General features: G+C 43.4%; 13 protein-coding genes. 8 read left to right on the forward strand and 5 right to left on the reverse strand.

Annotation, left to right across the window (positions count from 1 at the left end):
- Positions 1–51 precede the first annotated feature (51 nt).
- The 5 genes from AACW75_RS06050 (at position 52) to AACW75_RS06070 (ending at position 5,390) form a co-directional block, all read left to right on the forward strand.
- On the forward strand, positions 52–1,956 hold the full coding sequence (locus tag AACW75_RS06050; RefSeq protein WP_237297677.1) for a propionyl-CoA synthetase: 1,905 nt from the start codon (positions 52–54) through the stop codon (positions 1,954–1,956).
- A 176-nt stretch (positions 1,957–2,132) separates the two neighbouring features.
- The gene (locus tag AACW75_RS06055; RefSeq protein WP_145570288.1) at positions 2,133–2,579 is read left to right on the forward strand and encodes a hypothetical protein; all 447 of its coding nucleotides are present in this window, start codon (positions 2,133–2,135) and stop codon (positions 2,577–2,579) included.
- Between the two features lie 241 nt (positions 2,580–2,820).
- Complete coding sequence (locus AACW75_RS06060) at positions 2,821–3,222, forward strand: glycine zipper domain-containing protein (RefSeq protein ID WP_017076343.1); 402 nt, start codon at positions 2,821–2,823, stop codon at positions 3,220–3,222.
- 193 nt (positions 3,223–3,415) lie between these two features.
- Positions 3,416–3,895, forward strand: a complete 480-nt coding sequence (locus tag AACW75_RS06065; protein WP_017076342.1) for a GNAT family N-acetyltransferase — start codon at positions 3,416–3,418, stop codon at positions 3,893–3,895.
- A gap of 82 nt (positions 3,896–3,977) precedes the next feature.
- On the forward strand, positions 3,978–5,390 hold the full coding sequence (locus AACW75_RS06070) for a bifunctional NUDIX hydrolase/phosphatase PAP2 family protein (protein ID WP_145570290.1): 1,413 nt from the start codon (positions 3,978–3,980) through the stop codon (positions 5,388–5,390).
- Between the two features lie 83 nt (positions 5,391–5,473).
- Here AACW75_RS06070 and AACW75_RS06075 read toward each other — a convergent pair whose 3' ends face one another.
- Positions 5,474–6,283 (reverse strand): Cof-type HAD-IIB family hydrolase, encoded by an 810-nt coding sequence (locus AACW75_RS06075; RefSeq protein ID WP_145570292.1) that lies wholly within the window; start codon positions 6,281–6,283, stop codon positions 5,474–5,476.
- A gap of 185 nt (positions 6,284–6,468) precedes the next feature.
- Between AACW75_RS06075 and queE the strand changes: the two genes are divergently transcribed.
- Positions 6,469–7,137: a 7-carboxy-7-deazaguanine synthase QueE gene (gene queE / locus AACW75_RS06080; protein ID WP_318276491.1), complete on the forward strand. Its 669-nt coding sequence runs from the start codon at positions 6,469–6,471 to the stop codon at positions 7,135–7,137.
- A 60-nt stretch (positions 7,138–7,197) separates the two neighbouring features.
- Positions 7,198–7,893 carry a 7-cyano-7-deazaguanine synthase QueC gene (gene queC, locus AACW75_RS06085; RefSeq protein ID WP_145570296.1) on the forward strand — a complete coding sequence of 232 codons (696 nt, stop codon included), beginning with the start codon at positions 7,198–7,200 and terminating at the stop codon, positions 7,891–7,893.
- Here the strand turns inward: queC and AACW75_RS06090 are convergent.
- The 4 genes from AACW75_RS06090 to AACW75_RS06105 all read right to left on the reverse strand — a co-directional run bounded on the left by AACW75_RS06090 (position 7,853) and on the right by AACW75_RS06105 (position 12,411).
- The gene (locus AACW75_RS06090; RefSeq protein WP_145570298.1) at positions 7,853–9,886 is read right to left on the reverse strand and encodes a tetratricopeptide repeat-containing diguanylate cyclase; all 2,034 of its coding nucleotides are present in this window, start codon (positions 9,884–9,886) and stop codon (positions 7,853–7,855) included. The genes queC and AACW75_RS06090 overlap by 41 nt on opposite strands.
- Positions 9,887–10,048: 162 nt before the next feature.
- Positions 10,049–10,399, reverse strand: a complete 351-nt coding sequence (locus AACW75_RS06095) for a DUF2750 domain-containing protein (RefSeq protein ID WP_017076336.1) — start codon at positions 10,397–10,399, stop codon at positions 10,049–10,051.
- 129 nt (positions 10,400–10,528) lie between these two features.
- Positions 10,529–11,146 carry an OmpA family protein gene (locus AACW75_RS06100; protein WP_017076335.1) on the reverse strand — a complete coding sequence of 206 codons (618 nt, stop codon included), beginning with the start codon at positions 11,144–11,146 and terminating at the stop codon, positions 10,529–10,531.
- Positions 11,146–12,411: a TolC family outer membrane protein gene (locus AACW75_RS06105; RefSeq protein ID WP_029225227.1), complete on the reverse strand. Its 1,266-nt coding sequence runs from the start codon at positions 12,409–12,411 to the stop codon at positions 11,146–11,148. Before AACW75_RS06105 ends, AACW75_RS06100 begins: the two co-directional genes overlap by 1 nt.
- 442 nt (positions 12,412–12,853) lie before the next feature.
- Here AACW75_RS06105 and AACW75_RS06110 point away from each other — a divergent pair.
- Positions 12,854–14,653 (forward strand): Ig-like domain-containing protein (locus tag AACW75_RS06110; RefSeq protein WP_237297679.1); only part of this gene is annotated, 1,800 nt, incomplete at its 3' end.

The following is a 14,653-nucleotide window of genomic DNA, read 5'->3' on the forward strand; positions in this document are numbered from 1 at the left end:
CTGCTAAAAGCAAGGTGCTTGGACTAATGGATTAATCATGGAGGAGGCACTATGTCTGCTACGAATCGAATGAATAAAAAAACAGATTACATCACCGAATATCAATGGGCGAGGGAAGACCCTAATTCGTTCTGGGAAACACAAGCACAAGCGATCGATTGGTTTGAACCACCAAAAACGATATTACAAACTGACGATAACGGTATTGAACGTTGGTTTCCTGATGGGGTGATGAATACGTGTTGGTTGGCGTTGGATTATCATTGTGAAAATGGTCGCGGTGATAAAGTGGCGTTGATTTACGACTCGCCTGTAACGGGTACTCAGTCGTCCTACACTTACAACAAATTACGTGACCAAGTGGCAAAAGTCGCAGGCATGTTGGCAACGCAGGGCGTGACCAAAGGTGATCGTGTGGTTATTTATATGCCGATGATTCCCGAAGCAGCGATGGCAATGCTAGCGTGTGCCCGTTTGGGGGCTGTGCACTCTGTGGTGTTTGGCGGTTTTGCTCCTCATGAACTTGCAGTTCGTATCGAAGATGCTGAGCCTAAGGTGTTGATTACAGCGTCTTGTGGAGTCGAGATAAACAAGGTTCTGCCATATAAGCCAATGGTTGATCGAGCGATCATGGACAGCCGTTGGAAACCAGAAAAAGTCGTGGTATTCCAAAGAGAGCAATGTCTGGCTGAACTGAACCAAGATAGGGACGTACTTTGGCAGCAGGCCGTTGCGGATTCGCTACCACATAGCTGCGTTCCCGTTTTGGCAACCGATCCTTTATATATCCTCTATACATCCGGAACCACCGGTAAGCCGAAAGGCGTAGTCCGTGATAATGGTGGTCACGCGGTCGCGATGAAGTACTCGATGAGCACTATCTACGATATGCCGCAAGATGGTGTTTTTTGGGCGGCATCTGACGTGGGTTGGGTTGTCGGCCATTCCTATATTGTGTATGCGCCACTGATTCACGGTTGCACCTCTATTCTGTTTGAAGGTAAGCCGGTAAGAACTCCCGATCCAGGCGCATTCTGGCGTGTTTGTGAAGAATACAATGTTGATGTATTGTTTTCTGCCCCAACGGCGTTTAGGGCGATCAAGAAGGAAGATCCTGACGGGAAATTACTTGAGAACTATGATTTGTCGTCGCTTAAATCAATTTTTATGGCTGGTGAACGTTTGGACCCTCCGACATTAGATTGGGTGGAATCCCATACTAATAAGCCAGTTATTGACCATTGGTGGCAAACAGAAACAGGTTGGGCTATCTCCGCAAATTCTACAGGGCTGGAATCTTTGCCGGTTAAAGCGGGTTCTTCTACCAAGCCTGTACCAGGTTACCAAGTAGAAATTCTTAATGAATTAGGCGAAGTGGCTGAACCCCATCAACAAGGTTTTGTCGCGCTCAAGCGTCCTTTACCTCCGGGTTGTTTACCTACGGTCTGGCGCAACCATGATAGATTTGAATCCGGCTATCTGAGCCAATTCCCGGGTTACTATGTCTCCGGTGATGGCGGCTACCTCGATGATGAGGGATATTTGTTTATCATGGGGCGTATTGATGATGTGATAAACGTGGCAGGGCATCGTCTGTCTACTGGGGAAATGGAAGAGATCGTTGGTGGTCACCCCGCGATTGCTGAATGTGCCGTTGTCGGTATTCATGACGACTTGAAAGGGCAACTACCGCTTGGTTTAGTTGTGCTAAAAGATGGCGTGAAAGTTGATGATATTGAGTTACAAGCTGAATTAGTTGGTAAGGTTCGTAATGAAATCGGCGCTGTCGCCTGTTTCAAACGAGCTTTAGTTGTTGAGAGGTTACCGAAGACTCGTTCAGGTAAGATCTTGCGCAGAACCATTCGTCAAATTGCAGAAGGTGAGCAGTATGTGGTGCCTTCGACGATTGATGATCCGACAAGCTTAACTGAGATTGCCGAGAAGCTGGGTAGATAGTATCGGCATAAATAACGTCATTGGCGCTAAGTAGAATTAGGTTGAATCTGGGATATGAGTTGGCTTGCTTAAACATAACCATTAGTGATGTTTTACCTAAACTTTACTTTATTCATCTTACCAGACAGTTTGCTTATTATGACCTCATTGTGATTCCCACATATTGAGGTCACTCTATGCGAGCCTATTTTTTGCTTATCGCTTTACTTGCTAGTGGTGCAGTTGATGCTGCTACTTCAAAGGATGAGGTTAGCCGAGTGCTGCTAGAACCCCTGAACCACCCAAAAGTATTTAAATGTGTGTCCAAGACTGGCGTCGATTTATATCAAGCTGTGTTTGATATAAGAGATGGGGATGATTTTGACCCGATGAATTCCAAAATGATCGTCAATTCAAGAAAAGGTCACTACGAATATCAAATTCTGGGCGCGGTAAGGTCTGAAAGAGCAGGAGAGATCGTAGTGTTGACTCGACACGTTGGCGACAATGTTAAAGTTGCCGCTATGATCGATGAGGAGAATGGGAAAATACTTGGAATTGGTGATAAAAATCATTATCGAGATTGTGGTGTAAGGCCGCCTCCTAGTGCAGCAGATATGCAGAACTTTTGGTCGAAAGGCTAAAACAGATTATTAGATTATTAGATTATTAGATTATTAGATTACTAGAGTTATTGAGGCGGCCTTATCGGTCGTCTTTTTGTATCTACGGAAAAGTGATAAATCCAATATTTCCAAATAATGATGTGTTGATTGATTAATACATAGTCAATCATTATGTATCGCCTAAACTGGCCTTTATTTATCTCACTAAGCGTTCTGTTTAAGATAGCTTCATTCCAAACGAAACCAAAGCGAGACTCCTATGACATTCACTAAACCTTTCCTTTTAGCGACACTGATTGTGACTCTTTCTGGCTGTGCATCTCCTGCCACTGATAACGAAAATGAAAACGCAGCGCGTAATCGTGGTGCTATTGGTGGTGCTTTACTCGGAGCGACGGCTGGAGCGCTGACCGGAGACGCGAGCTTAGCGGTTAAGGGGGCTGCACTAGGAGGTGTAACAGGTGGAGTCGCTGGTTCGATGAAAGATACCGATGACGCAAGAAATGCTCAAAGAACTCAAGTGACTGCTGACGGTTTAGCACAAGATAATCGCACCGATGCTGAAAAGCGAGTTGCTGAGGTAGAAGCAGAGATTAAGCTGATTGAGTTGGAACAACAGCTTGCTGAACTGAAAACTGAGAAAGACAACGACGGAGCGTAACCGCTAGCTCTTATTCTCGTCTAATCACTTTAAAATAAGTTAAATCAAAAAAATGGTCACAATAATGTGGCCATTTTTGTATCTAAAATGCGCTGTTCAAACAATGAATTAATTCAATCACTTGTATAGATACTGACTGCAAGTAAACTAGACTCAATTTAGATACTAATTTGGTTTGAGAAGCGTACTCGTCATGAATGTCACCTTAAGGGCAGCAAAGCACACCGATCTAGAGCAACTTAATGAGTTGATGTTTGATCTCCACCACCATCATCATATTGCGTGTCCTGAGCATTTTAAAACAGCGGAAGAGATAGAACAGGAAAAGAGTATCGCACGATACTTAGATGACCCTGAATGTTTGGTGTACGTGGCATTAAGAGGGGAACTGATTGTTGGTTTTATTTCTGGGCACTTCTGTGAGCTGATCTCAACGGTGAGTAAGCCGGTTCAGATGGGCAGCGTTGATGAGCTTTTTGTGTTGCCTGAATACCGCAAAGCAGACGTAGCGAAAATACTATTGAATCGAATTGAATCAACGTTTGAAGATTATGGCGTGACACAGGTTTTTGTGGAGGTTTGGCACTTTAACTCACCTGCCAAGGACTTCTATCAAAAAATGGGGTTCACTCCTCACATTCAATGGATGAGGAAGTCTTTGCACAAAACATAGACAGCGATTTTGTGTGGGTTTGATTACACTAGGCAAAATGCCTTAGCAGACTTCTCTTTCTTCTTTATTTTAGGTAAATTCGTTGATTATTCGATATGTATTAACTTTTATTCTGTCTTTTTTGAGTGTGACTTCTGCTTGGGCTAATAACATGTTGCCCGATCATATCGCAGGTGCTTTGTGTGTCATTCGTGCTGATAACCAAATCGTGTTGGTTGACGAATTGATCACCGGTCATTTATCTCTGCCGGGTGGCACAGTTGTTTCTGGTGAGCCGCCAGCCGCCGCTGCGCAACGTGAAACATGGGAAGAGGCGGGGTTGTCCGTTACGGTCGGCGATGTATTGGGTTATACCGATAGCGCTGTTGTGTTTGATTGTGTTTCTGATTCTGAAGTGATCAGCTACAAAGCTCGAAATGAGTTGGGTGGCTTCGAGCTTCCTATTTGGTTCGCGCCTCATTATGGCGTAGAAGTGAGTAGGGCTATGTTATTACCTCCCACCGAACTGCAAGCCAATCAATATCGTTACCCAGAGCAGTGGGCAGAGATTAACGACCTGTTTTTATCAGCGACAGACCAACCGGTGACTTACGTTACTGAGTTGATGGGTGCCGCGCCAGCAATTCATCAAGTCGAGTTGAACTGGATTGTCTCACTTCAAAATGTGTTCGATACGATACCGAGTGTGTTTTCTATTACGGTACTGTTGACCGATTTGCTGGCGAAGCCATGGGTCTTTATCGTGATCTTGCCGCTGGTGGCTTGGCATTTTGGGCGTAACTTTGCATTGAAGTTTGGTTTTACATTGATATCGGTAACATTGCTTACTTTAATCGCCCATCAAGGTTTTGGTTTTCCTCGTCCACATGCCTACCTTCCAACCTTGAAGTTGGTGATGAGTAGTGGTTATAGCTTTCCTAGTCTGTTAGCTGCGTTGTGGGTTAGCTTAACATTGTTAGTACTTTGGAAGTTGGAACGTCTGTTTGAAACAAAGTCGCTGTTGACTGTCATTTTTGGTTTGTTGTGGATCATGTTGTTCAAAGCTTATTCGGGCAGTGCGTTCTTTAGCGATGTTTTGATGGGGGGCGTGCTAGGTGCATTAACAACTTGGCATATTGTGAGATTAGATTCGATACCCGATGTTGATATCAGCGCTTTATTGAGCTCTAAAGGTGTTTGGTGGGGGCTGTGTCTACTATCAATTGTTCTTACCGTTATTTGGCCATTGCCAACATTCTCTTTCTGGGTGGCAATTTTGATGACAATTGCATGCTTGGTTACGTTAACGGACTCTAAACCTCTAGTTGGTCAATTCTCATTCAACATCGTCTTTGGAGTTATGGTGATGTTACTTGCCGGTAACCTGTTGATCAGTTGGGGTGGAAGCTTCGTTTCATTTAGTGGTATCGCCTCATTTATCATTGAGACTTTGCGTTTTCCAATCCTAATTTTATTGGGTGTTGTGGCATTTCGCCTGCCTTGGAAAAGACAATAAAAGAAACTACGAATGAAAAAGAAGGCTGTGCAGTGCACAGCCTTCTTTATTTGAACCCACAGTCAAATGTGTTTATCTAACGTTTATGAGTTGAAGACAAATTGTTCAATCGCGACGGCTACACCGTGATCATCATTGCTTGCCGTAATGTGATCAGCCAACTTCTTGGTTTCTGCCATTGCGTTGTCCATTGCAATGCCAAGACCCGCGTATTCAAGCATATGATGGTCATTTTCAGCGTCTCCCATACAAATCACTTCTTCTGCATTAATGCCTAGGTGTTTAGCAATAGCTTCGATACCAACTCCTTTGTTTGAGTTAGGGTTTAAGAACTCTAAGAAGAATGGTGCGCTCTGTACGATAGTAAATTGAGTCTTAAGTTCTGGTGGTAATAGGCTGATTATTTCGGTCAGCTTTATTGGCTCAGCCACGATCATTGTTTTGATGATTTCGTGGTCGTCTTCTAGCTGAGAAAAATCGAACTCGGTAATCTCTAAACCGTTAATACGAGCTTCAATGGCTGTGTATTCATTGTTTTCAGGTGTGATTAATCCATGAATTTTACTGAATGCATGAACATAGCCACCAAGCTGTTCAGCAAGTGTTGCAATCTGTTTCGCTGCTTTACCATTGCTGATCTCGCTATGAATGAGTTCTTGTGTAGATACGTTTTGAACCATCGAGCCGTTGTAGAAGAGCACAAAGTCATCTTCGCCGTTGATCGAAAGTTCGTCTAACTTACTTTGCATGCCTTCTAAAGGGCGACCAGAAGCCAGAACCACTGTTACACCTGCAGCACGTGCTTTGGCAATCGCATCTTTGTTCTCTTGAGAAATTACTTTGTCACTGTTGAGCAGTGTGCCATCCATATCAAGAGCAATCAGTTTGTACATGTTGTTCCTTACCAAAAAATTAAAAGCTAACAAAATCTAATAGGCGAAAGGATAAGGGAACTTGAAAGTTCAGGCTAGGGGTTTGATCAACTCATTTATCGATACTCAATTGTTTGACCAAAAGGGGTAAGTGCTTTAAGGTCTGCGGTTGATTTATTTGACCAAATGATTGAGCTGAGGGAAAGTTGTACAAGATTAATGAAATGTTTGAAACTATCCAAGGTGAGGGCGTGTTTACTGGCGTTCCTGCTGTTTTTGTTCGTCTACAAATTTGTCCTGTAGGCTGCTCTTGGTGCGACACCAAACAGACTTGGGAAGCATTACGCGAAGATGAAACTAGCCTTGGCGATATCATGGTTAAGACAGAGGATTCACCCACTTGGTCAGCTATCGATGCTCAAGGGATTGTGAATGAATACATCAAGCAAGGTTATACTGCTAAACACATTGTGATTACTGGTGGCGAGCCGTGCATTTATGATCTTGTCCCTCTTACTGAAGCATTTGAGCAACACGGTTGTCGCTGTCAGATTGAGACCAGCGGAACATCAGAAGTCAAAGCAACCAGTGATACCTGGGTTACAGTGTCACCAAAGGTGGCGATGAAAGCGAAACTGGAAATCTTAGACAGCGCCTTACAACGCGCTAACGAGATTAAGCACCCAGTAGGCACTGGGAAAGACATCGAACAGCTGGATGGTTTATTGGAGCGAGCTGATGTTTCGAGTGAAACTGTTATCGCATTGCAACCAATTAGCCAGAAAGATCGCGCGACGCAGCTTTGTATTGATACTTGCATTGAGCGCAATTGGCGCTTATCAATCCAAACTCACAAGTATTTGAGCATCGCGTAGGTTGCATTTGTTTACTGGCCTAGATAAGTCGCTAGTAGAAGATTTTCGTAAGGATTTAAGATGAAAAAAGCAGTTGTAGTATTCAGTGGTGGTCAAGACTCCACAACATGCCTTGTTCAAGCATTAAAAGAGTATGATGAAGTTCACGCGATTACTTTTGATTATGGTCAACGCCATAAATTAGAGATCGAAGTGGCTCAGTCATTGTCGAAAGATCTTGGTGTGAAAGCGCACAAAGTGATGGATGTGACTCTTCTAAATGAGCTAGCTATTAGCTCTCTGACTCGTGACGATATTCCAGTGTCTCATGAGCTACAAGAAAATGGATTACCGAACTCCTTTGTTCCTGGCCGTAACATCCTTTTCTTAACGCTGGCTGGTATCTATGCATACCAGATTGGTGCTGAAACCGTTATTACAGGTGTGTGTGAAACTGATTTCTCAGGTTACCCTGATTGCCGTAATGACTTCGTAAAAGCAATGAATTCTGCGCTTGTACAAGGCATGGACAAGCAGTTTGATATCAAAACACCATTGATGTGGCTAAACAAAGCTGAAACATGGGCGATGGCCGATCAATATTCAGCACTTGAGCTTGTGAGAAATAAAACCCTGACATGCTATAACGGTATCATCGGTGATGGTTGTGGTGATTGCCCAGCATGTGAACTACGAAAGGTCGGCCTTAACGATTACTTAGCTGATCGTGAAAGTATTATGGCTGAGTTGGTTCGCAAACAGACTGAGTATAAATAGCTTCAGGTAGATCAATCGGCTCATTATAAGCATCAATTATGCAGTTTCGGCCGTTACTCTTTGCTTGATACAGCGCTTGGTCAAGAACAGAATATAGATCATCAAAGTCACTTAATGCGTTTGAGGTTGCTAGATAAGCAAAACTCGCGGTTACATTAAGTGGCTTTTTACTTTCAGACAAGAAGACACTGTTTGATATCGCATAATGCAGTTCTTCAACGCGCTCCCGAACCTCTGAAGGTTTGGTCTCGGTCAGCATGATAAGAAACTCTTCGCCGCCTAAACGTCCAAACAACTCATCTTTAGTTAAGTGTTTTCTTAGTTGGCTGCTTACGTGAACGAGCGCTCTGTCACCCGTAGGGTGGCCATGCTCATCATTAATCTGCTTAAATTTATCTAGGTCGAGTAAAACAAGCACGTGCTGTTTTTTGTTTTCTTTGCAATGTTTAACTCGCTTGATCCTACGAATTATTTCGGTGCGGTTGTACGCTTTGGTCATTGCGTCAATCGCGGCTCTCGCACGAATGGTTTTGTTTGCTACTATCGTGAAGCTGACAGCGCAAAGTAATACAACCATAATGATATTGTACATCCACCTTTGATGTTCCATCTTCTCAATTTGAAGGCGATCGAGGCTTGTCTGGTGTGTTAAGAAAGAGCTCTTTAATTCTTGCTCATATTTGGCGTGAGTAAGGTCAAGTGCTTCAAAAGCTAACCTGTTATCGATGTCTCTGGCTTCCATTTGTATGGCTGAGTGTCGTTGATAATAGTAGAAGGCCTGTTGGTAACTATTGAGTGATTGGTGAATGTCAGAAAGCTGAAGAAGTGCTTGCGCGACGTATTTTAGTCTTGTGACTTGCTCAGCTAACTCCAAAGCTTGCTGTGCATAGTTGAGTGCTTCAGTTGTCAGCTGTTGTTCTTCGAACATGTCACTTATTGCCAAATAAGCGTTGATACGAATTACATCATTGTTAAGCTCATTGGAAGCCGAAAGAGACTCAACCAAATAGGTTTTTGCTAACTCATAATCATGTGTTTGTGTGTAGGCCTTTCCCAAGCCTAAGTTTGTTAAAGCGATACCATAGTTGTGGGGAGACTCGCCTAACATTGCTTTGGCTTTTCGAAAATGATTTATTGCTAGTTCACTTTGATCTTGGCTGAGATACAAATCGGCTAGGCTATGATGCACTTGAGCTTTCATTAAATCAGAGGTGTCGGCTCTAAGTATGAGTGCTTCTTTAAGGTACTGTTCTGATTTTTCGTACTGTTTTAGTTCTTTGAGTAAGTTGCCGACATCGTTATAGATCCCAGAAATATCATGTCCCTGTGGAAATACGTTGATCAATGATAAGTAAGTATTTAACGCAGCTTGGTAGTCACTACGGAAATGGTGATTATTGGCGATAACCCTATAGATCGCGAATTTTGGTAATACTGGATCCACGATGTTTTGAAAATCAGTTTGAAGTGCAGAACAATAATAGTTCGCTTGATGATATTTAGCTTGTTCATTAAGAGAACGACATAATTGGTATTTTAGCAAAGCTCGCCCAGTAGAATCATTGCGTGATTGCATCTGTGTTAATAGCGTCAAAAATCCCTGTTGAGCGTCCTCATAATGACCTTGCCTGTCTTTCATTAACGCAGAAATAAAAGCTTTCTCTATTGCTTGGTATTCACTGTTGTTCGAATCAATACCATAGAATGGCTGCGAGCGATGACTCATGTAGTCGTATAATAATGATGAAAGGTAGAGCTTGTCTCCATAGTTACTTAAGCTCGTGTAACGTGTTTGCAGCATGTTCAATGCTCGGGAAGGGGAACGAGTTAAAGTGGATAAATAGAGCGCATTCCAATCAGCGTTGGATGTGGGTCCCAAATTCGTTTTTGAGTACATGATTGATGGATCGTTATGGCGATCTAGTGTCGATACTTGGCTATAAGAATCGAAGCTAGTTAAAAGCAGAAAGGTAATGAGAACGGAGTGAATCACAATAGACTATCAATCAGATAAAGAACGAAATTCTATTATTAGTTTGATGTTGCTTCAATTTTTGGATGGTATAAGTGGTGGTTTCTGCGAGTTGTATCTCTAATTCATCGATGGATATTAGAGAGATATCGGTCGTACGTGTCGTACGACCGATATTGGAAACTAGATGTATAATTTCGCTAGATCAGAAGGCTCAAGTTCTTTGCCTTCTAATGTTGCATTCCAGTTAGTACCAACAAGAACGCCGTCCTCAGCAAGAGTCAGTAGCCAATCTTCTACAAAGATATCTAGTGGGATTTCCAATACTTCAAAGTCAGCCCATTCTTCAACATTGTGAGTCTGAGCATCTTCTTTTGAAGACCAAAAAGGCATTACTTCGCTGCTTTCGAATTCACTTGAGTCACATGCTAGCCAACCCTCATCGTTACGAAGGCCCCATACCAGCTTAGTTTCTTGTGTTTCAGAAACGAAAAGTTCTAGATTTGCTTGAGTATCAGCAGTTAGTTTGCTCATGGATTAATTCTCTATGTTGATAACGTGGCAAGATTAACATTATAGACGGCTTAGGTATATGCTATTTAAGGATTTATAGGAGGACTGAAACGCTACCTAAAGGTAACGTTTCAGTTTGAGTAGATCGAGTTACTTTCCAATTTTTGTGAAGATATGCCACTCTTCTTTGATATTGCCTTTAAACCCGACAACGGTAGCGACAACTTTTCGATGGAGCGCATGGTTGATTTGAGTGTCATTACTACTAAAGGAACTGTCTCCATGCCCAACTATGTTGATTCTAGATGGCTGAATACCATTACTGATCAACGCTCGCCTTACATGGGATGCTCGTTCTTTTGACAACATCAAGTTATGTTTAGCGTTACCAACCTTACTTGCATAACCTTGTAATTGAATACTGGTGCTTTCATAGCGTTTAAGAAACGCAGCCATTTGTCTAATTTGACCAAGGAATACAGGGTTAATTTCTGTGGAATTGTTGGCAAATAAAATATGAAGTGCTTTCTCTTCCGTAGATTCGAAATACGACCCACAGCCATCATTGTCTATCTCAGCACCCATCTGTGTATCAATGCATAAATCGCGGGCGTTAATGACACCATCATTGTCGTCATCTTCAAGATCATAACTTTGCGTGATCTCTGGAAGCGCTCGATATTCGAACTCTTCATTGTTTGTTTCAGCTAAAATGTTGGTAGAAACAAACAGCAAACAAAGCGGAAATACAGTTTTTAGCAGCTTCATTAGTATTTCACCTTTTCGTTCCATTCTTGAGGGGTATCGACACGAAGTCCTATTAGTAAGTTGCCGGTCGCGTTCATGACTCGGTATTTCGCATATTGTTCATCATACTTGGCATCCAAGTAACCTTTACGAGCTTCAAAGAGTTCATTCTCAGTGTTAAGTAAATCCAATAAGGTTCGTTTACCGATACGGTATTGTTTCTCGTAAGAGATGACCGTATCTGATGCTGAGTCTACGTGATCTGATAAGAATTCTTTTTGTTGGACGGTTAAATCAAGCGCGCTCCATGATAAGCGCAGGCTTTCTTCCACGTTACGAAACGTACTTTCACGCAGGTCTTTGGCTTTATTCAGCTGGTAAGCTGCACTTTCAGCGCGATCTTGATCAGCTCCGCCGTTATACAGGTTGTATCTCAGGCGAACCATCGCGGAAAATTCGTCACTGCTGCCTTCGTTGCCACCTGCATCATCACGCCAGGTTTGTGCCGCTTCGAAAGAAACCGTCGGATAATTTGTGCTTTTTGACTGTTTGTATTGGAACTTAGCTGAATCTACATCGGCTTGGGCAATCTTGATAACAGGATGTTGGTTAAAAGCCTTTGCAAGCGCACCGTCGACCGTGTAGGGAATAGCTCCCGCGTCTGCTCGGGGAAAGGTCAACCCTAATGGAGACTGACCAACAATGCGTTTGAATTGAGTGTGTGTATCAAACAAATTGTTTTGCGCTGCAAGTAAATTACCATGCGCTTTTGCAATACGAGCTTCAACCTGAGACATATCAGCGGTAGATCCGATACCAGACTCAACACGTTTTCGAATATCTCTGTAGATATCTTTGTGCGTAGCTAAGTTGTTTTCAGAAAGAGATAATACTTCATAAGCCTTCACGGCATCTAGGTATACTTTGGTGACTTCGAGAGCGATATCTTGGGCGTTTGAGAGCAATTGATAGCGAACGGATTCTGCATCAGCCGCGGTACGATCTATGTCATTAGAAGTGTTAGAGCCATCCCAAATTAATTGAGTCAACGTAATTGTCGCTTCTTTACGTGTCAGATCTGTTGAATCTTGATTGGTCACCAAGTCGGTATGTTCGTAACCAATTCCGCCATCTAGATCTATACTTGGACGATAAGCACCACCTGAAGCGTCATTAATATAACGTTTACTAACATACTCATTATATGCACTTTTAATGTCAGGATTGCTCTCCAACGTAAAAGCGACGGCTTGTTCTAGAGTTTGTGCCGCAGCTGGAAAGGCCATTGCGATGGCTAAACTTAATGTAGTTGTTTGAATCCTATTCAATTTGCATCTCTCCAAAATGAGTCACATCTGAGTTTTAATTTTGCTAGATAATATACAAAATTTAGATGAACCGCCAAAAAAATCACGATCACTACGATTGTGCTCGTAAATGGTTGTCAATTTGTTAACCGATCACTGTGCGTTCTATGGTGTTTTTAAGCACTTACAACGTCTACTAATATCTCAATTATTTTACGTTAACACAATAACTTATCTCACTTTTGAGAGTGTTTTAAATGTTGTTCTGTGTGATCTTTGTCATTGGTGTGTACATGGCTTTGTTAAATAATGCATTCATAACTATGAATTATATAGTTTTAAGTGTTATATTTTACCTAATATTATAAATAAAATGTCACTATTTTGACGTTTTGATTGAAAATCGGTTTTAGGGGTTTATATGGACATGACAGTATTGAATGCGAGCGGTGCATTGGCACTTGGTCAACGCATTGTTATTTCGGTAGATGGTACAATCAAAATTTTAGACGATGGCCAGCCCTTGCAAGCTGGGGATGTCGTTTTAGAATCCCAAAATGGAAGCTCTGAACCTCAGATTTCAGTCAAGCGTTTTTCGCCTGAAGATGGCGGTGAGGTTGAGCTCGACCAAGACATTGCAGATATCTTTGCCGCATTAGAAGAAGGTCAAGACCCAACTGAGCTAGGTGAAGAGTTCGCAACGGCAGCTGGTCAAAACGGTTCAAGTTTGGCTTCTAGCGGAACTATTGAACGTGATGGTGAAGAAACCATTCCTGGTACAGAATTCGTTACTACGGGTTTTGAAGCGCTGGGTATGTCCAGAACTCAAAGCTTGAGTCTTCTTGATGCTTTCCGCTCGATTGACCAACCTAACAACGCCCCTACCTTTGTTGACAACAATAACTCTCCTGTCGGCGACACTCTCTCATTTACAACCGAGGAAGACACGCCAGTAAACGGAACCCTTTCAGCTTCAGACGAAGACGGTGACTCTCTGTCTTTCACCAAAGCCACTGATCCCTCAAACGGAACTGTTGTTGTCGATGAAAACGGTGACTGGACCTACACACCTAATGAAAACTACAACGGTGATGATAGCTTTACGGTTGTTGTCTCCGACGGCCAAGGTGGCACGGACACCATAACCGTCAATGTCGGCGTTACTCCAGTCAATGACTTACCTGTCGGTGAAGATATTTCAGTCACCACAGATGAAGATACTCCAGTAAGTGGCTCAATCACTGCAACAGACGCAGATAACGATCAGTTAACGTTTAGCAAAGGCACAGAACCGTCGAATGGCTCGGTAGTCGTTGACGAAAATGGTAATTGGACATACACCCCGGACGAGAACTACAACGGAAGCGATAGCTTTACTGTTGTGGTTGATGACGGTCAGGGTGGTACAGATACAATCACTGTTGATGTTGGGGTTACGCCAGTAAATGACCAATCTTCATTTGATGCGCAGACGGTGACGTACGCGGAAAACCAAGTTGAAAACGCGGTGGTTGGCAGCGTATCAGGCAGCGACCTAGATGGCGTGAGCAATTACCAGTTCAAACACAGTGACGACACATTAAGCAACACTAGTCAAGACGGCTTCTACACCATCGATGCTAATGGTGATATTAGCATTACGGCAGCGGGCATGGCAGCGGACGTGAACGATTTCGAGAAAGGGGATAACAGCGGCGACTACCAAGTGGTGATGACCGACAGTAGCGGCTCTACAGCTGAAGCGATGGTGACGCTGAAAGAAACGAACGTGAACGACAACGACACGGTCATCGATAAAGCGACAGATACGTTCGAGTATGCGGAAGGCACGGCAGCGGGCGTAACGCTGGGCACGGTCACGGCGACCGACGCCGATGGCACCAACATCGAGTACAGCATCGCTGACGCAAACAACGTGTTCCATAATGGCGAAGCGCTGTATACCGTGAATGAGCAGACCGGTGAGGTCAGCCTGACGGATGCGGGTTATGCCGCGTTCACCAACGACTACGAGTTGGATGACAACAGTCATACAATCACAGTGACGGCGACGGGCACGGACGGTTCGGGCGATAACACGGTTGATACGATCGAGGTGACGCTGAAAGAAACGAACGTGAACGACAACGACACGGTCATCGATAAAGCGACAGATACGTTCGAGTATGCGGAAGGCACGGCAGCGGGCGTAACGCTGGGCACGGTCACGGCGACCGACGCC

It is taken from the genome of Vibrio sp. L3-7 (assembly GCF_963898195.1).
In the GTDB taxonomy this organism is placed as follows: Bacteria; Pseudomonadota; Gammaproteobacteria; order Enterobacterales; family Vibrionaceae; genus Vibrio; species Vibrio echinoideorum.